The organism is Sphingobium lactosutens (assembly GCF_013393185.1).
Lineage (GTDB): Bacteria > Pseudomonadota > Alphaproteobacteria > Sphingomonadales > Sphingomonadaceae > Sphingobium > Sphingobium lactosutens_A.
On the sequence record NZ_QJQX01000057.1, the window covers coordinates 23,841 to 46,372 of the forward strand.

At 65.0% G+C, this 22,532-nt stretch carries 21 protein-coding genes and 1 tRNA gene; 12 read left to right on the forward strand and 10 right to left on the reverse strand.

From position 1 onward, the window contains the following. The first annotated feature begins 12 nt into the window (after nt 1-12). Nucleotides 13-735, forward strand: coding sequence for a hypothetical protein (locus tag DM806_RS16300; protein ID WP_179044242.1), 723 nt, complete (start codon nt 13-15; stop codon nt 733-735). A 176-nt stretch (nt 736-911) separates the two neighbouring features. On the opposite strand, the gene DM806_RS16305 is transcribed toward DM806_RS16300, so the two are convergent. After that, nucleotides 912-985, reverse strand: a tRNA-Gly gene (locus DM806_RS16305). An 86-nt stretch (nt 986-1,071) separates the two neighbouring features. Between DM806_RS16305 and DM806_RS16310 the strand changes: the two genes are divergently transcribed. From DM806_RS16310 to DM806_RS16325, 4 genes are all read left to right on the forward strand, one after another. After that, the gene (locus DM806_RS16310; protein ID WP_179044243.1) at nt 1,072-2,055 is read left to right on the forward strand and encodes a LysR family transcriptional regulator; all 984 of its coding nucleotides are present in this window, start codon (nt 1,072-1,074) and stop codon (nt 2,053-2,055) included. Nucleotides 2,056-2,247: 192 nt separating this feature from the next. Beyond that, complete coding sequence (locus DM806_RS16315; RefSeq protein ID WP_179044244.1) at nt 2,248-4,401, forward strand: TonB-dependent receptor; 2,154 nt, start codon at nt 2,248-2,250, stop codon at nt 4,399-4,401. 85 nt (nt 4,402-4,486) lie between these two features. Then, nucleotides 4,487-5,602, forward strand: coding sequence for a DUF47 family protein (locus DM806_RS16320; protein ID WP_179044245.1), 1,116 nt, complete (start codon nt 4,487-4,489; stop codon nt 5,600-5,602). 24 nt (nt 5,603-5,626) lie between these two features. After that, a complete protein-coding gene (locus DM806_RS16325) occupies nt 5,627-6,628 on the forward strand; it encodes an inorganic phosphate transporter (RefSeq protein WP_179044246.1) in 1,002 nt (333 codons plus the stop codon). Between the two features lie 59 nt (nt 6,629-6,687). Here DM806_RS16325 and DM806_RS16330 read toward each other — a convergent pair whose 3' ends face one another. Next, on the reverse strand, nt 6,688-6,975 hold the full coding sequence (locus DM806_RS16330; RefSeq protein WP_179044224.1) for a hypothetical protein: 288 nt from the start codon (nt 6,973-6,975) through the stop codon (nt 6,688-6,690). 27 nt (nt 6,976-7,002) lie between these two features. Between DM806_RS16330 and DM806_RS16335 the strand changes: the two genes are divergently transcribed. From DM806_RS16335 to DM806_RS16350, 4 genes are all read left to right on the forward strand, one after another. After that, on the forward strand, nt 7,003-8,424 hold the full coding sequence (locus DM806_RS16335) for a helix-turn-helix domain-containing protein (protein ID WP_179044247.1): 1,422 nt from the start codon (nt 7,003-7,005) through the stop codon (nt 8,422-8,424). Between the two features lie 664 nt (nt 8,425-9,088). Further along, complete coding sequence (locus DM806_RS16340) at nt 9,089-9,484, forward strand: hypothetical protein (RefSeq protein ID WP_179044248.1); 396 nt, start codon at nt 9,089-9,091, stop codon at nt 9,482-9,484. Nucleotides 9,485-9,748: 264 nt separating this feature from the next. Beyond that, nucleotides 9,749-11,041 (forward strand): class I SAM-dependent methyltransferase, encoded by a 1,293-nt coding sequence (locus DM806_RS16345; RefSeq protein WP_179044249.1) that lies wholly within the window; start codon nt 9,749-9,751, stop codon nt 11,039-11,041. Between the two features lie 57 nt (nt 11,042-11,098). Continuing rightward, nucleotides 11,099-12,886 carry an ABC transporter transmembrane domain-containing protein gene (locus DM806_RS16350; protein ID WP_179044250.1) on the forward strand — a complete coding sequence of 596 codons (1,788 nt, stop codon included), beginning with the start codon at nt 11,099-11,101 and terminating at the stop codon, nt 12,884-12,886. 160 nt (nt 12,887-13,046) lie between these two features. Here DM806_RS16350 and DM806_RS16355 read toward each other — a convergent pair whose 3' ends face one another. The 5 genes from DM806_RS16355 to DM806_RS16375 all read right to left on the reverse strand — a co-directional run bounded on the left by DM806_RS16355 (nt 13,047) and on the right by DM806_RS16375 (nt 16,082). Beyond that, nucleotides 13,047-13,373 (reverse strand): PilZ domain-containing protein, encoded by a 327-nt coding sequence (locus tag DM806_RS16355; protein WP_179044251.1) that lies wholly within the window; start codon nt 13,371-13,373, stop codon nt 13,047-13,049. Between the two features lie 169 nt (nt 13,374-13,542). Next, a complete protein-coding gene (locus tag DM806_RS16360) occupies nt 13,543-13,965 on the reverse strand; it encodes an ExbD/TolR family protein (RefSeq protein ID WP_179044252.1) in 423 nt (140 codons plus the stop codon). Nucleotides 13,966-13,989: 24 nt separating this feature from the next. Beyond that, complete coding sequence (locus DM806_RS16365; protein WP_179044253.1) at nt 13,990-14,478, reverse strand: ExbD/TolR family protein; 489 nt, start codon at nt 14,476-14,478, stop codon at nt 13,990-13,992. Between the two features lie 114 nt (nt 14,479-14,592). Further along, nucleotides 14,593-15,348 (reverse strand): MotA/TolQ/ExbB proton channel family protein, encoded by a 756-nt coding sequence (locus DM806_RS16370; RefSeq protein WP_179044254.1) that lies wholly within the window; start codon nt 15,346-15,348, stop codon nt 14,593-14,595. 71 nt (nt 15,349-15,419) lie between these two features. Next, complete coding sequence (locus DM806_RS16375) at nt 15,420-16,082, reverse strand: energy transducer TonB (protein ID WP_179044255.1); 663 nt, start codon at nt 16,080-16,082, stop codon at nt 15,420-15,422. Nucleotides 16,083-16,433: 351 nt separating this feature from the next. Here DM806_RS16375 and DM806_RS16380 point away from each other — a divergent pair, with 351 nt between their 5' ends. Together DM806_RS16380 and DM806_RS16385 are read left to right on the forward strand one after the other, a co-directional pair. Continuing rightward, the gene (locus DM806_RS16380) at nt 16,434-17,222 is read left to right on the forward strand and encodes a hypothetical protein (protein WP_256869350.1); all 789 of its coding nucleotides are present in this window, start codon (nt 16,434-16,436) and stop codon (nt 17,220-17,222) included. Nucleotides 17,223-17,302: 80 nt separating this feature from the next. After that, on the forward strand, nt 17,303-18,607 hold the full coding sequence (locus DM806_RS16385) for a homoserine dehydrogenase (RefSeq protein WP_179044257.1): 1,305 nt from the start codon (nt 17,303-17,305) through the stop codon (nt 18,605-18,607). Nucleotides 18,608-18,610: 3 nt separating this feature from the next. Here DM806_RS16385 and DM806_RS16390 read toward each other — a convergent pair whose 3' ends face one another. Beyond that, entirely contained in the window at nt 18,611-18,967 is a 357-nt protein-coding gene (locus tag DM806_RS16390; RefSeq protein WP_256869351.1) for a hypothetical protein, read from the reverse strand. A gap of 185 nt (nt 18,968-19,152) precedes the next feature. On the opposite strand from DM806_RS16390, the gene glpX reads away from it, so the two are divergent. Further along, nucleotides 19,153-20,136, forward strand: a complete 984-nt coding sequence (gene glpX, locus DM806_RS16395) for a class II fructose-bisphosphatase (protein WP_179044259.1) — start codon at nt 19,153-19,155, stop codon at nt 20,134-20,136. Between the two features lie 112 nt (nt 20,137-20,248). On the opposite strand, the gene DM806_RS16400 is transcribed toward glpX, so the two are convergent. After that, nucleotides 20,249-20,626: a MerC domain-containing protein gene (locus DM806_RS16400; RefSeq protein WP_179044260.1), complete on the reverse strand. Its 378-nt coding sequence runs from the start codon at nt 20,624-20,626 to the stop codon at nt 20,249-20,251. 87 nt (nt 20,627-20,713) lie between these two features. After that, a complete protein-coding gene (locus tag DM806_RS16405; RefSeq protein WP_256869352.1) occupies nt 20,714-22,450 on the reverse strand; it encodes a sensor domain-containing diguanylate cyclase in 1,737 nt (578 codons plus the stop codon). Nucleotides 22,451-22,532 lie beyond the last annotated feature (82 nt).

Here is a 22,532-nt window from a genome sequence, read left to right on the forward strand (position 1 = left end):
TAACGATGACCCATGGATGAGAATATCTCTGTTGCCGCAAGCAGCTTGCGCAACCGCATTGCCAGTGGAGAGCTGGCGATCATCTCCGCCGGGTTCCGGTGCTTCACCAAAGCGCAGATCATCAAGCAGTTGGGCATTGAGCAAGAATCGCTGGCGTTCGATAGCGGGTTCTTCCCCCCTTCCGCTGTCGCGAAAATGCTGGAGAGCGATAGGATCGACTTGCAGCAAGGCCATACAGCCTGCCTGAAATTCGAAAATTTCGAGCATGACCAGCATGGCAAAGGGCTGCGGTTCACATTTTCGACCTATGAAGAGATCGACCGGCTGGCCGTATCGCCGACCATGGCGGGCCTGAACCGGCTGCTGGACAGCACTTTTGGCTATTACACGCTGAACATCGCACATCATTATGTTCTGGCGCACTATAATTGGCACAGATTTGCGGCCGGCAAAGAGGGTCGCAATCGGGATATATCGGGCAATATCCGATCGACCGGAGAATTGCTCACCAAACGCCTGAACCGCCTGAAACAGAAGGGCAGAGACGCGAAGAGAGTCCTGCTGGTGGTCGGAGAAACGCAGGGCTATCGCTACATGATGATCGATGACGCCCTGTTCCCGCTCGATGAGCATGGCGAGATAGCAGATGCAGCAAGGAGACTGTTTGGCTCCAAATGCCAAATCGTCACATTGGACGATATTGCTACGCCGGAATGCGCCCTGGCGCTGCTCTGAGGCGACCCGCCAATGATCGCGGCGGCGAAAATGGGCTGACTCTACGCGCCATGGGAGAGGTCATCGACGAGATCGAGACCCTCGCTCCGGGCGCTTACCGCACTGTTACCGCACACACCGCAGCACTAAAGCTTGTGCGCGGCGGAAAAAGTGAATGATTTATAAGAGAAAACTGCTGGAGCGGGTAGCGGGGATCGAACCCGCATCACAAGCTTGGAAGGCTAGTGCTCTACCATTGAGCTATACCCGCCCGGCAGGAGAGCGCCCTGCCATCATCGCAGGGGTCTCGTCAAGATCACCCTTACCCAAGTTGCCGATTTCCTCTATCAGACTGTCATGGATCGGCCCTCCCTGCGCCAACTCGACCTTTTCGCGCAGATGGTTGCGGCTGGCAGCCTCGCCCGATGCTCCAGCATGCTGGGCGTTCCGGCCGATGCGATCGCGCGCGACATGGCGTCGCTGGAAATGCGGCTGGGCTATCGCCTGTTCGAGGATCTGGAAGGCGCCGCGCGACTGACCCCGGCAGGGCGCAAGACGGCGCAGGCCATGACCCTGCTGGGCGATGACGACCCGCAACTGCCGGACGAGACGCCAGAGCCGGCCGCGCCGACATCGGCCCCGCCCCCTCTCCCGACCGCTGTCGAGACGGCGGCGCTGATCATCCTGACCACGCCGCTGGTCCCGCAACAGCCCGCCGAACCGCCACGCCAGACCATCCTGCTTGCCGCGCCCGCGCCGGTCTTCGGCCATTTGCAGGAGAAATTGTCGGCGTTCGAGGCGGCGAACGAGGATATCGCGATCACGCTCGACCTGCATGTCCAGTCGGCCGAGGATGCAGCGATGGCGCTGCGGCGGGGCGGGGCGGACATCGCCTATTTCTACGCCATGGGCGCCCCCGACGCCTTTCCGTCGCGCTATGGCTGGTCGGAACAGCTCAACCTCTATGCCGGCGCGGCGCATCCGCTGGCGCGCGCCGACAGCGTATCGCGCGAGGATCTGGCGATCAGCCCGATGATCGCGATGGACTGGCGCAACGCCACGCGCGCGATCATCGAGGAAGCGCTGGAGCGCGGCCGCGCCCGGCTGGGACCGGTGGCGATGGAAAGCGACGACATGTTCGCGGTGATGGCGGCGCTGCGCGAAGGGGCGGGGCTGTTCCCAGCCTTCGGCGCGCTGGCCCGCGATCTGGGGCGGATGGACGGGATCGGCCGGGTGCGGCTCGACATGCCCTTGCCTCCGATCGAGATAAGGCAGGCGACCAGCCCGCGCGCGGCCGAGACGCCGGCGGTCGAGGCACTGGCGGAATTTCTGTTTCTCTGATCTGCCGCGGCGCGCTGCTGGACAGGCGAAGCAAACGGGGTGGGCATGATATCTTGTAGCGGATTGGCCACGCTCCTTCGTCAGACATGGCGCGGCGCAACAAAAACGCGCCCAACCGGTATTGATATATTGTAACATACTGGATACAGGGTCTCATCCTCTCCCGCCCTATGCCAAGGATGATAGTCCCTGATGTCCCGTTTTTCGTCGCTCCGTGCCGGTTGCGCCTTCTCCGCCCTCTGCCTTGCGCCCGCCGCCCTTGCCCAGGCGCCGACTGATTCCGCGCCCGACCAGGCCTATCATGACGACGCCAAGTCCGACATCGTCGTCACCGCCCTGATCCCGCGCCGGCAGGGCGACATATTGTCGGGCACCTCAGTCCTTGCCGGCGAGAAGCTGACCCGCGACCTGCGCCCCAGCATCGGTGAGACGCTGGCCCGCCAGCCCGGCGTGTCGGCCACCTCCTTCGGTCCCAACGCGTCGCGCCCGATCCTGCGCGGTTTCCAGGGCGAGCGCGTGCGCATCCTGACCGACGGCATCGGCAGTTTCGACGTCTCCAACACCTCAGTCGACCATGCCGTCGCGATCAATCCGCTGACCGCCGACCGGATCGAGGTGCTGCGTGGCCCCGCCGCCCTGCTCTATGGATCGTCAGCGATCGGCGGCGTGGTTAATGTGATCGACAGCCGCATCCCGCGCCGCGTGCCGGACGAAGCGATCCATGTCGAGGGCATCGCCACCTATGGCAGCGCCGCGAACGAACGCACCGTGAGCGGCGAGGTCGAGGCGCCGCTGACCGAGAATTTCGTCGTCCATTTCGACGGCAGCTGGACCAAGACCGACGATCTGCGCACCGGCGGATATATATTGTCGAAGCCGATGCGGGCGCTGGCCGCCCAGTCCGACGACTCCGAAATCCGCGAGGATGGCCAGTGGAAGGGCAAGCTGCCCAACACCGCCGCCGAAACCTGGGAAGTGGCGGGCGGCTTCGCCTATGTCGGCAATGGCGGCAATCTGGGCATGTCGGTGTCGCACAGCGAGAATCGCTATGGCGTGCCGTCGCGCATCGACGTGACCGAGAAGCATGATCACGACCATGATCATGACGACGAACCGGGCCACACCCATGAGGATGTTACGCTGTCGATGAAGCAGACCCGCGCCGACCTGCGCGGCGAAGTGTCGACGGGCGGCGGCTTCCTCGACAGCATCCGCCTGCGCGCGGGCTTCGCCGATTACCAGCATCAGGAAATCGAACCTACGGGCGAGGTCGGCACGACTTTCAAAAACCAGTCGATGGAAAGTCGGCTGGAATTCGTCCAGGCGAAGCAAGGCGGCTGGGACGGCGCGTTCGGCGCGCAATTCTTTACCCGCAGGTTCGAAGCGATCGGCGAGGAGAAGTTCCTGCCGAAGAACGAGACCAACCAGTTGGGCGTCTTCACGCTCCAGTCGGTGGATCTGGGCAGCACCCGGATCGAGGCTGGGGCGCGGTTCGAGCATACCGATCTCGCATCGAATGCCGACGCGGACCTGTTCGTCGGCAGCTATCGTCGCAACTTCAATGCGCTGTCCGGCTCCATCGGCATCAGTCAGGAAGTCGTGCCTGGCTGGCGCGCGGGCCTCAACGCCTCGCGCAGCGAACGCGCGCCGTCGGCCGAAGAACTGTTCGCGCGCGGCAATCATGCCGGCACCCAGGCATTCGAACTGGGCGATCCGACCTTCGGCAAGGAAAAAAGCTGGGGCGTCGAAGGCACGCTGCGCGGCAAGGGCGAAGGCTATAGCGTGAGCCTGGCCGCCTATCACAACTGGTTCAGCGGCTATATCTATGATGCTATCGTCGCGGACAGCGTATGCCAGACGGCCAATGGCGGGGCGGAACTGGAATTTCCCTGCTACGCCTACAGCCAGGCCGATGCCCGCTATTACGGCTTCGAGGCCGAGGGATCGGTGAAGCTGGCACAACTGGGCGGCTATGCGATCAATCTGGACGGCGTCGCCGACTATGTCCGCGCCACCATCAAGGGCAGCGGCCCGGCGCCGCGCATTCCTCCGCTCCGCCTGCTGAGCGGGATCGAGGCGCAGGGCGAGCGGATCAGCGCCCGTGCCGAGGTCGAACATGTGTTCGAGCAGAACCGCATCGCAGATACGGAAACCCCGACCGACGGCTTCACGCTGGTCAACGCATCGCTCTCTTTCAAGCCGTTCAAGGGCAATGACCGCACCACATTGCTGCTGTCGGCGAACAATATCTTCGACGTGGAGGCCCGCCGCCACGCCAGCGTGCTCAAGGATTTCGCGCCGCTCGCAGGCCGCGACATCCGCGTCACCGCGCGCTTCTCGCTGTAACATCTGTTCAGGGCCGGGACAGCGGAAGCGCCCGGCCCTGAACTTAGTTCATTGCGCATTATGACAATATTGTTACATATGGTCGATGCGCCAGATCGCCGCTCTGCCCTATTCCACCGCCGCCGACGGATCGATGCAAATCCTGCTGATCACGTCGCGCGAGACGCGACGCTGGGTGATTCCCAAGGGCAATCGCATCAAGGGACTGGCTGGCCACCGCGCCGCCGAGCTGGAAGCCTATGAGGAAGCGGGCATCCACGGCATCGCCTGTCCTGCCCCGCTCGGCCGCTATCGGTATGACAAACGCAAGCGCAAGGGCGGATCGCGCGAGGCCGAGGTGGAGGTTTTTCCGCTTGCGGTCACAGGCCACCTGACGCAATGGCCCGAACAGGGTCAAAGGGAACTGCGCTGGTTCCCCGTGGCCGAAGCTGCGCAGGCGGTCGACGAGCCCGACCTGCAATCGATCATCGCGGCCTTCCGCGAACCGCCCGCCGATCCGGGCTGGTTCATCCGGTTGCTGCTGGCGATCCGCGAGAAGCAAAGTGAAAGGACTGGAATGCTGCGCTGGTTTCACGCGCTGATGCCCAAGCAGGGGCGATTCTTCGAGCAGTTCGAGGATCATGCCACCACCCTGGTCGCAGGCGCGGATGCGCTCGCCAGGCTGCTGAAGGGCGGGCCGGATATGGCCGAGCATATCAAGACGATTTCCGACCAGGAACATGAGGCGGACGATATCATCCGCGACGTGTTGCAGGACGTGCGCCGCATCTTCGTCACCCCCTTCGATCGCAGCGCCATCACCGGCCTGATCGGCGTGATGGACGACGCGATCGACCAGATGAACCAGACGGCCAAGGCGATCGCCCTGTTCGAGGCGAAGGAATTCCCCTCGCAGATGCAGGATATGAGCGCGCTGATCGTCGAATGCGCGCGCATCACCGCGGAAGCGATGCCGCTGCTGCGCTCGCTGAACCTCAATTCGACGCGCCTTCATGACCTGACCGAACGGCTGGTCAAGCTGGAAGGCCATGCCGACATCCTGCACGAGGCCGGCCTCAAGGCGCTCTATGCGCAGGCGCGGGCGGGCAATCCGATGGACTTCATCGTCGGCAACGAGATTTACAGCCATCTGGAAAAGGTGACAGACCGGTTCGAGGACGTTGCCAACGAGATTTCCGGCCTGGTCATCGACCACGCCTGATCGCGCGCGTCGGAACCCGATCCCATGGAAGCCCATATCGCTTTTCCGCTGCTGATCGCCTTGATCGGCGTCGCGCTCGCCTTCGATTTTCTGAACGGCCTGCACGACGCCGCCAATTCGATCGCGACCATCGTGTCGACCCGCGTTTTGAAGCCGCAATATGCGGTCGCCTGGGCCGCCTTCTTCAACTTCATCGCCTTCCTCTTCTTCGGCCTGCATGTGGCCGAGACGGTCGGCAAAGGCATCGTCGACGCCAGCATCATCGATGCGCAGGTCATCTTCGGCGCGCTGATGGGCGCGATCGCCTGGAATCTCATCACCTGGGGCCTCGGCATCCCCTCCTCCTCCAGCCACGCGCTGATCGGCGGGCTGCTGGGCGCGGGCACAGCCAAGGCGGGCCTTGGCGCAGTCGTATGGAGCGGCGTGTTCAAGACCAGCGCGGCGATCGTCATCTCCCCCGCGGTAGGCCTGTTCCTGGCGCTGATGCTGGTGCTGCTGATCAGCTGGATCTTCCGCCGGTTCACGCCGCAGGGCGCCGACCGGGTATTCCGCAAGCTGCAACTCGTCTCCGCCTCGCTCTACTCGCTCGGCCATGGCGGCAATGATGCGCAGAAGACGATGGGGATCATCGCCGTGCTGCTCTATTCGCAGGGCATGCTGACCGGGGGCTTCCATGTGCCGATGTGGGTGGTGCTGAGCTGCCAGGCGGCGATGGGCCTCGGCACGCTGCTGGGCGGCTGGAAGATCGTTCACACCATGGGGTCGAAGATCACCCGCCTAACCCCGGCGCAGGGCTTCTGCGCGGAAACCGGGGGCGCCATCACCCTGTTCATGGCGACCCATCTGGGCGTGCCGGTATCGACCACTCACACCATCACCGGCGCGATCGTCGGCGTGGGCGCATCGCGGCGGCTGTCGGCGGTGCGGTGGAATGTGGCGTCGAGCATCATCGTCGCCTGGGTCGTCACCCTGCCCGCCTCGGCGGCGATCGGCGCGCTGTTCTACGGCCTGACGAAGCTGTTCTGAACGCGATTGGGGCGCGGTCGGTTTCCCGCCGCGCCCCCTCTCCTCCCTCGCCTTGAGCGTTATGCCACGCGGCCGAGCCGGTGATAGAGGTTGGCATATTTGATCGATTCCGGCTGGTCCTGAACTTCCTTCAGATAGTGCGCGATGGCGGTGCGGATCAGGCCGAAATCCTGCTGGCTGAAAACCGCGCGCGAGCGAGCGGGCTGGGGCTGTTCGATCGTGTCGGTGGTCATGAATTCTTCCTCTGCTTCATGCCCTTGGTGCGGGCCATGGACATCGAAATAGACAATCTCGCCGCATCCGGTAAGGCCGATGAGTGGCGCGAAGTCATAATCATATTTGGTCATTTTGTCATTCTATGACATTATGACTTTATGGCAGAGCTGACCGACCGCAAACTCTATCTGGGGCCGAAGCTGCGCGTGCTGCGCCGCGAACTGGGCCTCAACCAGACGCGGATGGCCGAGGAACTGGGCGTGTCGCCCAGCTATCTCAACCATTTGGAACGCAACCAGCGCCCGCTGACCGCGCAGATGCTGCTGCGGCTGGCCAACACCTATGACATCGATATTCGCGATTTCACCGCGTCTCCGGCCGAGGCCGGCCCCGGCGAACTGAGCGAAATCCTGTCCGACGCGCTGGTCCGCGACATCGGCATCGCCCGCGACGAGATATTGGAGGTCGCGGAAAATTATCCCGGCGTCAGCGAAGCGATCGCCCGCTTTTATCGAGCATTGGGCGATCTGCGCCGCCTGCCCGGTGAAGCGGCGGACCGCAGCGGCCCCGCGCCGCTGGTCGCACCGATCGACTGGCTGCGCGAGATCATCGCGCGCGCGGGCAATCATTTCGCCGAACTGGATGCGGGCGCGGAAGCCATCGCCGCGCAGATGAGCGACGACCCCGCCCTGCTTCAGGCCGAACTGCGCGCGCGGCTGAAAGAACGGCACAATATGAGCGTGCAGGTGATGCGCGCCGACGTGATCGCCGGGTCGCTGCGCCATTATGACATGCACCGGCGACGGCTGATGCTGAGCGAGCGGCTGCCGGCATCGGGCCGCCTCTTCGCCATCGCCTATCATCTCTGCGCGCAGGAACTGGCCGAGGCAATCGGCGCACAGGTCGCCCGCGCCGCGCCGCCGGACGAGGACAGCCGCCGCCTCGCCACCATCGCACTCACCAACTATGCCGCCGCCGCGCTCATCATGCCCTATGACCGCTTCCGTCAGGCGGCCGAGCAGAACCGGCACGACATCGCCCTGCTGCGCGACCGGTTCGGCGTATCGACCGAGCAGGTCGCGCATCGCCTGACCAGCCTCAACCGCACCGGCGCGCGCGGCATCCCCTTCTTCATGGCGAAGATCGACCGGGCCGGCATCCTGTCCAAGCGCTTCGATGGCGAGGCTTGGCCCTTCGCCCGCTATGGCGGGCTTTGCCCGCGCTGGGACGCCAGCGACGCGCGCCTGCCCGACCGGGTCGAGACCCAGCTGATCGAAACGCCGGACGGGCGGCGGTTCGTGACCCTGGCCATGGCGCTGCCGCAGGGGACGGCGGCCGGGGCGGATGGCGGTCGCAGCCGCTCCGTCATCGCGCTGGGATGCGAGGCGAAACATGCCGAGCGGATCGTCCATGCCGACGCGATCGATACGGAAAAGGACGATGCGATCGCGGTCGGCCCGACCTGCCATGTGTGCGAGCGGCGCGACTGCCCCGACCGGGCGCTGCCGCCGGTAACACGCGCGCTGGACCTGCACAGCTATGAACGCACGATCGCGCCCTATCCGTTCCGGCGGGTTTAGACCTTCGGCAAATCCGGGCGACCTGGAGACGACCATTTGCGGACATTCCCTCTCCCATCGGGAGAGGGAGGGAGCCGAGCGCAGCACGGCGGAAGGGTGAGGGGAGGACGCAGCAATACTCGCCCTCACCTTCCCACTCGGCTGCGCCGAGCGGGCCCCTTCCTCTCCCGGCGGGAGAGGAGACTATGTCCCCTAACCACCCGTTCGCCACTTCCCCGAAGGCGCGGGTCACGCTCCTGTCGTCACTTCAGCCGCAGCGTTGGAGAGACGAATCCTCATTTTCCGTAGGGATGATGGCGCAGGAGTTGCCCGTCCCCCCTAGACCGCTCTTGCCCATCTTCCTGCACCGGAAACCATGGCGCGGAGCATCCGGATGCGTCTTTCGGCATGGGATTTTCTCTGTTGCATCCCGTCCGATGGGCCAGCGCCATCCAACTCGCCTGCCCAAGCCATGCGCCCAACCTCTCGCGCCCGTCGCCGCCGCGATGCCCATTGTCGCGCGCCTGCCGCAATTTCTGCGAGCCGGCGCGAAATGCTCGACGACATCGGGAACATCGGACCGTCGCGTCGATGCGGCGCCGAAACCGCATCCTGCCGCAGGACCGACTCGCCTCGTCCCTCCAACCCTTGCCGGGGATGGACCATCCTCCTAGCCGCCTTCAACATGAAGAATTTTCGCCTTGCCCTCACCGCCGCCGCGCTGGCCGCCGCCCTCCCCGCCACCGCCCATGCCGAAGGTCTGGGCGCGGAAATCAATTATGGGCGCGCGGACGGCCATTGGGGGACGGAGATCGGCGCGGGCTATGCGATGGGCATTGCCGGATTCAGCCTGACGCCGGGTGGCGGCGTCTATCTGCGCGATGGCGATACCAAGCTCTATGGCCGGGTCGAGGCCGCCTATACCCTGCCGATGTCGGCCACGATCGGCGCAGGCGTGCGCTTCAGCGGCGACAATATACGTCCCTATGCGACGCTCGCCATGCCGATCATTCCCAAGCTGCGGGCCAAGGCCAATGTCGGCCCCAAATATTATGCGGTCGGCCTGACGTTGGGCTATTGAGGCTGGACCCGATTGCCGGGGCATTACGCCCCCGCTCCACGGCGGACCGGGATGGCGCGGACGCATCGTGCAGGATGCGCCCCCATTCCGGTCCTTCTCCGTTTGACGGCGGATGCCCCGGCGCGCAATGGTCGCGGAAATTTTACGGGTTATCGGCGTTCCCTGCGTCAGCAATTGACCCGTCAGCGTCATATGCCTGACACAGGAGACTGGACAACAGGAGATTGGGCATAAGTCCGCCTTTTCAGAAGGAATGCGTTTTCCGTGACATCCCGTGAACTGACCGGCTTTCTTCCCCTGAGCGAGGCGCAAGCCGGCGAGGATGATCTGCCCCGCCGCCTGTCCGACATGGCATGGCGCATCGGCTTCGGCGCCATCGGCTGGCCCTGGCTGCTCGCCAGCCTGTCGGGCGGGCGAAAGGCCGACAAGCGCGCCCTGCTGGACGACCTGGGCCTTGCCCATGACGCCCTGCCGCATCTGGGCAGCTGGAAGGCGGATGTCGGCTTCCTGCGCCATATCGTGCGCGAAATCACCCGGCTGCGGCCGGCCCATGTGGTGGAACTGGGCGCCGGCGCGTCCTCGCTGGTCGCGGCGCGCGCGTTGCAACTCCATGGCGGGGGACGGCTGCACAGTTTCGACCAGCATGGCGGCTTCGTCGATGCGACGCGCCAATGGCTGGCCGACAATCGTCTCGACGTCGATATCCGCCATGCGCCGCTGACCCACGAAAGCGCCGACTGGCCGGGCCGCTGGTATGCGATCGACACGCTGCCCGAGCAGATCGACCTCATCATCATCGACGGCCCGCCCTGGAGCGTGCATCCGCTGGTGCGCGGCGCGGCCGACAGCCTGTTCGCCCGCCTCTCCCCCCATGGCGTGGTGCTGCTGGACGATGCGGCGCGGCCCGGCGAGCGGCTGGTGGCGCGGCGCTGGCGGCAGCGCTGGCCGCATATCGACTTCCGCCTGATGAAGGACGGGACCAAGGGCACGCTGGTCGGCCGCCGCCGCGACGTTACCCTGCCGGTCGCCAACGACAATGAAGCGGGCCGCACCCTGCGCCACATGGGCCGCGCCGCCGCCATCGCCGCCCTGATCGCGACCGGATGGATCGCGCGCGGCGAACTGGGCGAATTCCCGCAGGCGGCGCAGGCGAGCAGCTTCCTCGACGAAGCCGCCGCCTCCCGCCGCACCGGCCTGCTGCGACAATCCATGGCCTCGCAGGTCGAAAGCGCGACGCTCAACCCGCAGGAGATAGAACGGGCGACCGGCATCATCCTGCCCGCCCTGCCCGCCGACTGGCGCGTCACCGACGTCCAGCTCTTCCCCACCGCCGACAGTCCGGCCATCGCCATGTCGCTGGAAACGGGGCGGGGCGAACATCTTTCCTTCTTCGCCGACCGCGCCGAAACGCCGGCGGAAGGCAAGCCCCTGCTGGCCGAGCGCGCCGGCGACGTCAGCGCCTATTGGGAAGTGGGCGACATGGCCTACGCCCTGACCGGGGAAGCCGCCCCGCGCCGCATCATGGAACTGGCGGGCACGATCGCGCCGGGGGGCTGACCCTCCTCTTCAAGGCTGGCCATTGAGGCGGGCGAAGCGGCCTGCTAAGCGCCGCGCATGGAGGATGTCGCACCCACTTCGCCGCCTGCGTCCAGGCGCCCCGCCCTCGGCAGCCTGGCGATGCTCTGGCATTTCGCCCGGCGCTATCCGGCGCGGATCGCGGGGGCGCTGGCTGCGCTGATCGTCTCGTCCGCCGCGACGCTCGCCATCCCCAACGGCTTTCGGCTGGTCATCGACAAGGGCTTCATGGGCGGCGGCGACATCAGCCGCTGGTTCGAATATCTGCTGATAATCGTGGTCGTGCTCGCGCTGGCGAGCGCGCTGCGCTTCTATTTCGTGTCCTGGCTGGGCGAGCGGGTCGTCGCCGACATTCGCAGCGCCACCCAGGCCAATTTGCTGCGGCAGGCGCCCCGCTTCTTCGAGGAGAACCGCCCCTCCGAAATAGCGTCGCGCATGACCGCCGATACCGCGATCGTCGAACAGGTGGTCGGCTCGACCGTGTCGGTCGCGCTGCGCAATCTGGTGACAGCGACCGGCGGCCTCGTCTACCTGTTCACGCTCGCGCCCAAGCTAGCGGGGCTGTTGTTGCTCGGCATCCCGGTCATCCTGCTGGTGTTGCTGGGCCTTGCCCGGCGCGTGCGCAAATTGTCGCGCGACAGTCAGGACCGGCTGGCGGATATCGGCAGCCTGACGACCGAGGTGCTGGGCGCGATGAAGATCGTCCAGGCCTTTGGTCAGGAAGCGCGCGAGGCGGCGCGGTTCGACGCAACGGTGGAGAAGGGCTTTGCCACCGCGCGGAAACGCATCCTGCTGCGCGCCGCCATGACGGCGCTTGCCTTCGGCCTGGTATTCGGGTCGATCACCGGCGTGATGTGGCTCGGCGCGATCGACGTTGCCGCGGGGCGTCTGTCGGGGGGCAGCATCGCTGCATTCGTGCTGACGGGCGGCCTGGTCGCGGGCGCCTTCGGTTCGTTGTCGGAAAGCTGGGGCGACCTGCTGCGCGGCGCTGGCGCTGCGAGCCGGCTGGACGAATTGATGCGGGCGGAACCGGGCATCGTCCCGCCGTCCCGACCCGCGCCCTTGCCCGCTGCCGCGCAAGGCGCGCGACTCAGCTTCGAGGATGTCCATTTCCACTACCCTACCCGTCCGGACCAGGCCGCGCTCAACGGCATCACGCTCGACATCGCGCCCGGCGAGACGGTGGCCGTGGTCGGTCCTTCGGGGGCGGGCAAGTCGACCCTGATCCAGCTCGCGCTGCGCTTCTACGATCCCGAGCGGGGGACGGTGCGGCTGAACGATATTCCCCTGCCGGATGCAGACCCGGCGATGGCGCGCGCGATGATGGCGATGGTGCCGCAGGACAGCGTGATCTTCGCGGCCTCCGTACGCGACAATCTGCGCTACGGCCGCTGGGATGCTGGTGACGACGCGATCTGGAGCGCGGCACGCGCCGCCAATGCCGAAACCTTCCTGCGCGCGCTGCCGCAAGGGCTGGATACATTTCTCGGCGAAGGGGGCGCGCGCCTGTCGGGCGGCCAGCGGCAGCGACTGTCGATCGCCCGCGCCCTGCTGCGCGATGCGCCGATCCTGCTGCTCGATGAAGCGACTTCGGCGCTCGACGCCGAATCCGAACGACTGGTGCAGGACGCGCTGGGGCGGCTGATGCAGGGGCGCACGACCATCGTCATCGCCCATCGCCTGGCGACGGTCCGCGCTGCCGATCGCATCGTGGTTCTGGACGAAGGGCGGATCGTCGAACAGGGCGACCATGCCACGCTGGTCGCCGACGGCGGCCTCTATGCCCGGCTGGCAAGCCTGCAATTTCACGACAGTCCCGTCGCCTGACGCACATTCCGCGTGATCAGGATTGCCTGGAGCTTCGGATTTCACGCGGGGCGCTGTAAAATATTCTGAAGTTGGCAAGGACGGATAACGGCTCGCAGAGGGCGGTAATCGAAGGACAAATCAGCCGTAAACGATCCAATCAATCGTTCACGGCTCTGGCTCAGCGCAGCGCGATCTGGCTCAGGCGAACGATATGATCGAGGATAGCCGGGTGCAGCGGGCGTTCGAACGCGCAGCCCGCTTCATGACCGCGCGTCCACAGCACCCGCGCGCGACGCCCCTCAAAACCGGGCAGCATGACCCATAGTTCGTTGCCGGTGGTCAGCTTCATGAAGCTTTGCAGACGAAAACCGCTGATCGACAGGTCGGCGATGCGGCTGGTGAACCAGGTTTCCCCCGGCCGCCGCACCTTGACGCCAATCTGCACAGCACGCCGTTCGGCAGTCCGCTGCTTGTGATCCTGATCGAGATGCGATTCCGCGCCCATGCTTCCAGCATCGAGCATCAGGGTAAGAAAAAAGTTAAGCGATTGTGCGGAAGTCAAAAAAAGGGGCCGCCAAAGGCGACCCCTGCAAATCCCAGCATAGGAAGATCCGTTCCTGCCGCCCCGCGAGGAGGGGAAGTCCTGATAACGCGGACCGGCCGGAGTTCAGATCTTAGAAGCTGCCATATTGTTCGTTGCCGACGAAACCCAGCTTGGTCACGCCCGCACGCTTGATCTCTGCCAGCACCTCGTCAACGACGACGTAGCGCGTTGCCGCGGCGGGCTGGAACTGCAGTTCCGGCTCGACCGGCAGGCGCAGCGACTGCTGCAGATACTGACGCAGGGTCAGCAGGTCGATCGGCGCGCCATTCCAGGTGATGACGCCACCGGCGTCGATCGCGACCTTGTTCTTGACCGGGTCGATCACGCTGTCCGTGGGCGGCGCGTTCTGCGGCAGGTCGATCTTCACCGCGTGGGTCTGGATCGGAATGGTGATGATGAACATGATGAGGAGAACGAGCATGACGTCGATCAACGGCGTCGTGTTCATTTCCATCATCGGCTCGCCATCATCGGAGCCCATGCTCATTGCCATAGCGAAATCTCCTTAATCAGCCGGTCAGAGGCGGGTCGTCGTCGTGCCGGGTTCCGGCTCGGAGATGAAGCCCACCTTCGGGAAACCGGCGCGCTGCATCGTGTAGATGGTGCCACCGATGCAACGATAGGGGGTGTTGATGTCGCCGCGGATATGCACTTCGGGCAGATCCTCGGGCGTCATGTTTTCAACGCCGCCAGCCTTCTTGATGTCTGCTTCGAGCTTTGCAACCGCACGATCGAGCAGTTCGCTCGAACTGACGGGCGCCATGCCCCAGAAAACTGCGCACGCACCGTCAGAACCGGTAGTGACCGAAAGGGACACGTTTTCCGGCTTCGTCGTGGTCGGCTCGAACGCCACCTTGGGAAGCTGCAGATCGACCGTCTGGACGACGACCGGGACCGCGATGAGAAAGATGATGAGCAACACCAGCATGACGTCGACGAGCGGCGTCGTGTTGATGTCGGACAAGGGCTTGTCGTCACCGCCGCCGGGGCCAACACTCATTGCCATTGATACTATCCTAACCTTGGTGTCGATGGTGCCCCGCTGAGCGAGGCCCACGTCCGGCAGGAAACCGGGCGGTCGCAGCCGCCACCCGGTTCCCGAACCGGAGTATTAAGGCAATCAGGCCTTGGTCGGCGCAGCAGCCGGCTTGGCGGCCGAAGCAACCGGGGCAGCAGCAACGGTCGGCTTCACAGCGCCGTCCGAAACCAGATAGGCCAGCAGGTCGACGGTGAAACCGTTCAGCTGCTCGGCGATCGACTTGTTGCGGCGCTGCAGGAAGTTGTAGGCAAGCACCGCGGGAACGGCCACGGCCAGACCCAGGGCGGTCATGATCAGAGCTTCACCGACCGGGCCGGCAACGGCGTCGATCGAGGCCTGACCGGCGGCGCCGATCTTGATCAGGGCGCGGTAGATACCGATAACGGTACCGAACAGACCGATGAACGGCGAGGTCGAACCGACGGTTGCGAGGAAGGCCAGGCCACCGTTCAGCGACGAGTTGATCGCGGCTTCCGAGCGGGCCAGCGAGCCGTGCAGCCAGTCATGCGCTTCGACCGGATCCTTCAGCTTGCCATGCTCGTCCTGAGCCTTGATGCCGTCGTCGACGATCTGCTTGTAGGCCGAGTTCTTGTCGAGCTTGGCCGAAGCTTCCTTCAGCGAAGCGGCGCGCCAGAAGGTCGCACGGACCTTCTTGCCCTGGTTGATCACCTTCTGCTGTTCGATCAGCTTGGTGAACAGAATGTAGAAAGTGCCGACCGACATACCGCAAAGGATGATGAAGACGGTCCAGGCGATGGTGCCGCCCTGCTCCAGGGCTTCCATCAGGCCATAGGGGTTTTCCGGCTTCGGAGCCGCAGCTGCGAGATACATCAACATGTTCAAGACTTCCCTCTCAATGAGATCAAGCTAGGGACAGGCGGCGCCGGGCGCGCGCCTTCCCGATAGGATTATTCCGGCAGACGCCAAGTGATACGCCCGTTGTAGGTGTCGGGCATATCCTGACCATCAGAACCCTTGGCCGGCTTGAACCGCGCACGGCGCGGAAGCAGGCGGCAGGTCGCCTCGTCGAGGTCGGCATGACCGGTCGAGGAGGTGATGGTGCAGTTGGTGACGCGTCCATCCGCGCCGATTTCCAGACGGAAACCGGCCGTACCCGAACGTTCTTCGCGCTGCGCGCGGCTCGGATAGTCGGCATCGCTGAGCCAGCTGCCCGGTGCACCACGCGGCGTTGCGCGTGTTGCGGCCTGAGGCGGCGGCGGCGGGGCCGGCGGCGGGGGCGGCGGTGCGGCGACCGGGACCGGATTGAACACCGGCGGCGGCGTCCGAACCGTCTGGATCGGCGGCGCGGGCGCCGGGGTCTGAACGATCGGCGGGGGCGCGACGACCGGCGGCGGTTCGACCGGCTGGTCTGGCGGCGGCGGCGGCGGCTCCTCGTCCGGTGGCGGCGGTTCCTCCTTCACGTCGATCACGTTCAGCTGTTCCGCCGCCTTTTTGACATATTTCATGCCAAGACCGGTGACGAAGGCATAGCCGAGAACAGCGTGAATCAGGGCGACGATGACGATCGATATCGTGCGACTCGATCCTTGCGAGTGGTCAGCATAGGCCATTCGGCAACGACACTCCTTAACTCATCTTACCAGTGGTTTATACAAATCAGCCAAAAACGACCCAAGCTGTCCGGGAGCTATCCCGGCCACCTTTGGCCCCTGTCCGTCCAATTGCTACCGAGCGAACTCCTATCGCGGCGCACCGTGGCACGCAAACGCTTTATCGATATCCTCATTTGCGTGTACCAAATCCTATCAGAAAGACTTGCCTGTGATATCCTTGCCACGGGCCAAAACCATAGGACGAAGCTGTTGAAGAAACCCGCCACCCCGTTACGCTGCCTGGGCCTCGCTTGCCTCATTTCCGCCGCATATCCCGCGGTTTTCCCAGCATTTGCACAGGGCGACCAAATGGTAACGCAATCACCGATTGTGCGACCGGGGCAGTCCGCCGCCCTCTCCTATGCCGACATAGTGGACCTTGCCGACCATGCCCCGCTTGTGGCCAACGTGCGCATTCGCAACATCATCAAAGTCAGACCCGAGCAGGCTGGAACCGTCCCGCAGGGGCATCAACGGGTCTATATCGAGGCCGAAGTGACCGGTTTGATTCGCGGCGACGGGGGAATCAGTCCGACCGTCACCTATCTTTACGACGTCCCGCTCGATCGTCGGGGGAAGCTGCCCAAGCTCAAAAAGGCGCAGGTCATCCTCTTTGCGCGGGCCGGCAGCCGGCCGGGAGAAATCCAATTGGTCGCGCCCGATGCGCAAATCCCGGCCGCTCCGGCCGAGGTCGAGCGGGTAAAGCATATTCTCTCCGCCCTGGTGGCGCCCGATGCCCCGCCGACGATTCTCGGCCTGGGGGACGCCTTCCATGTCGCCGGTACGATCGCGGGCGAAGGCGAGACGCAGATTTTCCTGCGGACCGAGACCGGCGACCCGGTCTCGCTCTCCATCCTGCGCCGCCCCGGCCAGGCCCCGCGTTGGGCGGTCGCGCTGGGCGAGATCGTCGATGAAGCCGCCCGTCCGCCCGAACAGGGCAGCCTGCTCTGGTATCGGCTTGCCTGTGGCCTGCCGCCCGCTTTGCCGCCCCAGGCCGTGCGGACCCTGGCGGTGCCCGATGCCGAAGCGGCACGCGCGGACTATAAGCTGGTGATCGATGCGCTCGGTCCGTGCGGGCGCTCACGAACGGGTGGCTGATTCGCGCTTTTCCTTTGGACAGGGGCGAAGAGGCGGCTATCAGCGCCGCTCTTGAAAAGTCGGAAGGGAAGATAGCCGCCATGACCAATCTGCACCGCCATGCCCCGCTGCGCGTCGCGCTCGTCGGCCTCGGCACGGTGGGCGGCGGCGTCATTCGCCTGCTGGAGAAGAATGGCGACCTGATTGCGCGACGGGCCGGCTGCCCGATCCAGATCGTCGCCATCTCCGCGCGCGATCGCAACAAGGATCGCGGCGTCGACCTGTCGCCCTATGAATGGGTCGATGACATGACGACTCTTGCCACGCGCGACGATGTCGATGTGGTGGTGGAACTGATCGGCGGCGCGGACGGCCCCGCCCTCACCCTCGCCCGCCAGTGCCTGACGGTCGGCAAGCCTTTCGTCACCGCGAACAAGGCGATGCTCGCCCATCACGGCCTCGACCTGGCGCGGCTGGCGGAGAAGGGCGGGATCGCCCTTAAATATGAAGCCGCGGTCGCCGGCGGCATCCCGGTCATCAAGGGCATGCGCGAAGGCGCCGCCGCCAATGAGATCAGCCGCGTCTATGGCATCCTCAACGGCACCTGCAACTACATCCTGACCACCATGGAAAAGGAAGGCCGGGGCTTCGACGAGGTTCTGAAGGAAGCGCAGGAACTGGGCTATGCCGAAGCCGATCCGAGCTTCGACATTGACGGCGTGGATGCCGCGCACAAGCTGACCATCCTCGCCAGCCTCGCCTTCGGCACCGAACTGGATTTCGACGCCGTTGCCACTACCGGCATTCGCCATGTCATCGCCGCCGACATCGCCGAAGCCGCTGCCCTGGGCTTTCGCATTCGCCTCGTCGGCATGGCGCAGAACGGATCAGAAGGCCTGTTCCAGCGCGTCCACCCGATGCTGGTGCCGCTCGACCATCCGCTCGCCCATGTCGACGGGTCGCTGAACGCCGTGGTGGCGGAAGGCAATTTCGTCGGCCGCCTGTTTTTCCAGGGGCGCGGCGCCGGCGATGGCCCGACCGCGTCCGCGGTGGTCGCGGACCTGATCGACGTGGCGCGCGATGAATATGGCGATGCCTTCGCCATGCCGGTCGCCGCGCTTACGCCGCAGAAGACCGCCGACGCCGGCGAGCGGATCGGCCGCGCCTATCTGCGCTTCAAGGTCAAGGACCAGCCCGGCGTCCTGGCCGAAATCGCCGCCGCCACCCGCGACGCGGGCGTGTCGATCGAAAGCATGATCCAGCGGGGCGCGCATCAGGAAGATGGCGTGCTGGTCGCGATCGTCACCCATGCCAGCGAGGAACGCGCCGTGCGCAACACGCTGGAGCGGCTCGCCGGATCGGACAGCCTGCTGGACACGCCGATGGTGATGCACATCCTCGACTGAGGTTCAATGCTGCCCGGCGCCGTTGAAGCGATCGGGCAGCCCAGGCGACGGCGACAGATCGGCGTCCGGATCGATGATCGCGGTCGCTGCCTTCACCAGCGCGCCGACCGCCTGGAATATCGGCAGGCCGCCTGTGCATCCGGCCCCCTGCCCGCCGACGACGCCGCAGCCGCCCTGCCTCACGGGCGCGGCAGAAGCGCGCGGCGCATCGCCCTTGACGATCCCGCCTTCAACCGGTTCGCGCGGCAGGGGCAGCCGCTCCTTCGCATTGCGCTCCGCCCGATTGCCGCAGACGACTATAGCGCCGCCACCTCGGTCGCAGGGCTTCACAGCCTGCGTTTTGGCGCGATAGACCGCCATCGCATCATCCATTCCGGCCGCCCGAGCGCCACCCGGCGCCAACAGCATCAATGCAAGGAGGAGGCCCGGCGATTTCATCGGTCGAGGAGGGAATCATCCAATGATGGCGGGATGATGGCCGACGCTCGACAAGGGCTGGCACAGCGCCTATCGCCCTTCGTCAAAGCAAAGGGAAGAGGAACAAGATGGTGCAGGGAAGCTCGATTCTCGACCGTGTCCTGGTATTGGAAATGGTCCGCGTCACCGAAGCCGCCGCGATCGCCGCATCGAAGCTGATCGGCCGCGGTGATGAGAAGGCCGCGGATGCCGCCGCCGTCGAAGCCATGCGCCTGGCCTTCAACGATCTCTACATGGACGGCACCGTCGTCATCGGCGAGGGCGAGCGCGACGAGGCGCCGATGCTCTATATCGGCGAGAAGGTCGGCAATGCGATCGGCACGGGACCGAAGATCGATATCGCGCTCGACCCGCTGGAAGGCACAACGATCACTGCCAAGGCCGGTCCCAACGCGCTCGCGGTACTGGCCATCTCCGAAGAGGGCGGCCTGCTCAATGCGCCCGACGTCTATATGGAGAAGCTGGCGGTCGGTCCCGGCTATCCCGAAGATATCATCAATCTCAACAAATCGGTGAAAGAGAATGTCGAGGCCGTCGCCGCCGCCAAGGGTGTCGATGCGCACGAACTCATCGTCTGCGTGCTCGATCGCCCGCGACACGAAAAGCTGATCGCGGAACTGCGCGCGATCGGCTGCGGCATCATGCTGATCCCCGACGGCGACGTGGCGGGCGTGATTGCCACCACCGACCCGGAAACCACGATCGACATCTATATGGGATCGGGTGGCGCGCCGGAGGGCGTGCTGGCCTGCGCCGCGTTGCGCTGCGTCGGCGGCCAGTTCAAGGGCCGCCTCCTCTTCCGCAACGAGGATGAAAAGGCGCGCGCCCGCAAATGGGGCATCACCGATCTCGATCGCATCTATGACCTGAAGGAACTGGCCAGGGGCGACTGCATCTTCGCGGCGACCGGCGTAACCGACGGATCGCTGCTCGACGGGGTCAAGCGGCTGCCCGGCGGAAAGCTCACCACCGAAAGCGTCGTGATGCGCGCCAGCACCGGCACGGTCCGCTGGGTGAAGGGCGAACATCGGACCGACCATCGGGGCAACTGATCGAAGCCCGGTTGGTGAACGCAAGAGGGAGCCTGAAAACGGCTTCCTTTTTCATGCTGCGCCAGAGCGCATTCTGCGGGCCGTCGGCTGTAACAGCCTACTTCAGAATGTCCTATCGGCCCGCGCGATGGTTGAGGTCGTGGCCCAGCGCCAATATGCCGACGCCGATCAATGTGTAGAGACTTTCCTGCGGGCCATGGTCCATGGTCAGCGCGCCGGCCATGACGCCCAGCCCCAGCGATCCGATCGCGGCGGGCATCATGAACCGATGGACGAGCGCCCCATGCCCCAGCGCCACGGCGCCGAGCAGGATAGCCAGCCCGAGGCCGACCTCATGGAAAATCGGACTTTCGAAAATGCCGCCGGCCGATGCCAGCAACCCAAGCACCACGGCCGTGACGAAGCAATGCGCCACACATAGTCCCGACACCGCGATCGCGATGCGATCGAGTCGTCCGGTGAAAAGGGCATGGCGAAGGCTCTGCGGCATGGTCGCTGCTACATAGGACAACCCGCTTTAAGTTACAACATAACATTGGGGAAATTTACTGGCCGCGCGCGCCTTGCGCGGTCGGCGTCAGGCAGCCAGGCGCAGACAGTTCCGACCGCTATGCTTGGCGCGATAGAGCGCCCGGTCGGCCGCCTCCAGCATCGTCGAGCGGGGTGAAAAACCATCCAGTTGCACCAGCCCGGCGCTGAAGGTGATGGCGATCGCCTCACCCCTGTCATTGACCTCGATCGGCATCGCCATTCGGGCGCGCAGCGTTTCACATGTCATGCTGGCCCCGGCGATATCGGAATCGACGAACAGAATGGCGAATTCCTCTCCACCCAGCCGTCCGACGCTGTCGGCGCCACGCAGCCCCTGCCGCAGCCTGTCGACGAACGCGCTGAGCACCCGGTCGCCGGCGCTATGGCCGAAGCGGTCGTTGACCGACTTGAAATGGTCGATATCGATCAACAGCAGGCTCGACCGCCCGCCTTTTGCGACCCGCAGGATTTCGCCATCCAGCTTTTCCAGGAAAGCGCGCCGGCTGTCCGCGCCGGTCAGCGAATCGCGCGCGGCGACCTGTTGCAACGCCCTTTGTCGCGCCTTGTGCCGCGATATATCACGGATCATGCCGATCACGCCGCTTGGCTGGCCATGCCCGTCGACCACCGCCCGGTTGACCATTTCGCACCAGTCGAGATCGCTGACCGACAGAAGGGGACGAAACTCCACCTTGTGCACGGTGCCCGGCTGCGCCAGCGCCTGCTGGTGAGCCGCGATGACGGCGGCGCGATCCTGTGGAGCGACCAGATTGGCGGCGGACTGGCCCACAAGCAGATCGGGCGCGCAACCAATCTGGTCCAGGGCCGAGGGGGACGCATATTCGATCATCCCGTCGAGGCTGATATCGAGCACGACATCGCCGCTATGTTCGGCAATGGCGCGGAAGCGGGCCTCGCTGTCCTGCAACATCCGAAACAGCCGCTGGCGGCCGTTAAGTTCGGCGGCCACCGGCATCGACAGCAGGAAACTGAGCGCCAGATAGAATTGAAAGGCCTGGACCCGCTCGCCAAGCGTGGCCGAAATGATCATCAATGGCCCGATGCCCTGGAGCGTCGCCAGCCCGCCGATGATGGCAAGGAGGAGGATGGCGGCCGCCGCCCCCATATGGCCGACGCGAAAGGCGATCAGCACCAGCGGCAGCAGCGGGGCGAACAGCATGGGGTAGCTGGCCCAGTAGAAAATATGCACCGCCACCAGAGCGAACAGCGCCAGCAGGGCAAGCGCCTCGACCTTCACGGACCGCGACGTGTCGCGCATCCAGCGGCCGAACTCGCCCTGCAACAGCATGAGCAGGATCGGCGTGCAGATCAGGCCGCCCAGAGCATGGCCGGTATACCATTGCAACCAGGACGCGGTGAAGCCGACCGGCGACAGCAGGGCCGCAACCGAGGCCGCCGCCAAACCCGTCACCACATCGGCCACCCCGCAAAGGGCGAGGATGAAGACCACGAGCGGGCGGACCGATCCCGTCACTGCCCGATCATGCAGAAAATGACGGCAAATGACGGCGACGATCAGGGCTTCGCCGACATTGATGGCCGCCATCGGCAGCGCCGCGAATGCGCCCATGCCGAACAGCAGGGTGGCGAGCGCGCTGGCGAGCGCACAGGCCAGGATCGCGCGGGGCCAATAGGCGGTGCGGGAGGTCAGCAATTCCGCCATCAGAAAGGCGTTGGCGCCCCAGATGAAGGCCAGCCCGCCTTCGAAACGCGATATGAGCAAAGCAACCGACGCCACCGCGAAATAGACACAACCGGTCATAAGCGGCGCGAACAGAGGCGAAGGATGGCGAAGGACGAACCGCAACATGGTTCGACCGCGATACCATGCTATCCTTAATATT